Origin of the sequence: Thermobacillus xylanilyticus (genome assembly GCF_907165215.1) — a bacterium.
Lineage (GTDB): Bacteria > Bacillota > Bacilli > Paenibacillales > Paenibacillaceae > Thermobacillus > Thermobacillus xylanilyticus.
The window spans coordinates 1-1,321 of sequence record NZ_CAJRAY010000086.1 but is presented as its reverse complement, the minus strand read 5'-3'; the positions used below and the strand labels follow the sequence as shown (position 1 = coordinate 1,321).

Sequence of the window (1,321 nt, the reverse complement as noted above, 5' to 3'; positions counted from 1 at the left end):
CGCAATCACTCAGGTAAAATGTTACCGAAGGGGGATCGGATCACTCACGTCGAAATGTTACCGAAGGGAAGTGTTTTGAAAATGTCCATGAAAACACGACGTGAAGTGATCCGTATGTTGGCTGATCAATACAAGAAAGCGAAATCGCGAAATGAGAAATCTGCAATCCTTGACAACGCTGTGAAGGTGCTGGGTTGCCATCGGAAGCATGCTATCCGCACTCTCGCGAACCCTCCTGCGCTAACGCCAACCAAATCGAAACGTCATCGGCCCGTAGCTTATCAGGAGGCGATGCCCGTCATTGAGCGCGTTTGGGAAGCGCTGGATTATCCTTGTGCCGAGCGATTGCATCCTGTTCTGCTCGAAACCGCTCAGACCCTTGCCCGGCACGGTCACCTACGCCTTACCGATTCCGTCATATCGCAGTTGCAAGAGATTAGCCGCCCGACACTGGCTCGCAGATTATCCGCACTCCGCTCTCCGAAGGCCAGACCGACGGTGAGCAAGCGGAAGCCGTTAGCTGAGCTTCGTGCACAAGTGCCCATGATCGCCTACGATTGGGATGAAACGCGTCCGGGCGCGCTGGAAATCGATTTAGTCGAACACAACGGCGGATCGTCGCTCGGCCACTTCGCCTATACGCTGACGGTGACCGATGTGGTCTCCGGCTACACCCGCAGACGCGCGCTGCTCGGCAAATCCCAACTTGCCGTGCTTCGTGAGCTCAAGCACATCATCGCCAAGTGGCCCATGCAGCCCTGGGGAATCCACAGTGACAACGGCCAAGAGTTTTTAAACGCCCATTTGAAAACCTTCTGTGCTTCGAACCATATTCGTTTCACGCGCAGCCGCCCTTATCGCAAAAACGACAATGCTCACGTGGAGCAGAAAAACGGTTTTCTCGTCCGCCAGCTGGTCGGCTACGAACGCTATGACCGCCCGGAACAAGTGGAGTGGCTCAACTCCATCTATGCCCTGCATGACCGGTACTTCAATTTCTGCCTGCCCACTCGCAAGCTGATCGGCAAGGAGAGGCGCGGGGCGCGTGTCAAGAAAACCTTCGATACGGCCAAAACACCCGTTGCGCGGTTAATCGAATCGGGCGTGCTCTCATCGGAACAAACCCAACGGTTGCAGGCATACCAGTCTTCCCAAGATCCGCTCACCTTACACAACCAATTAGAGATGATGCTCTCCCGCCCTGTGCCGTCCTCCACCGACACAGCAGAACCCGTGGAGGCTGTATAACAGCCCCACTGGGTAACAAAATTACGTGAGTGATCCATTGCCCTTCGGTAACATTTTTATATGAGTTGACACG

General features: G+C 54.7%; 1 protein-coding gene. It reads left to right on the top strand.

Features of this window, described 5'->3' with window-relative positions; all coding sequences use genetic code 11:
• The coding region (locus KJQ12_RS16600) for a transposase family protein (RefSeq protein WP_244860659.1) at positions 1 to 1,248 on the top strand (1,248 nt) is incomplete at its 5' end.
• Positions 1,249 to 1,321: the final 73 nt, after the last annotated feature.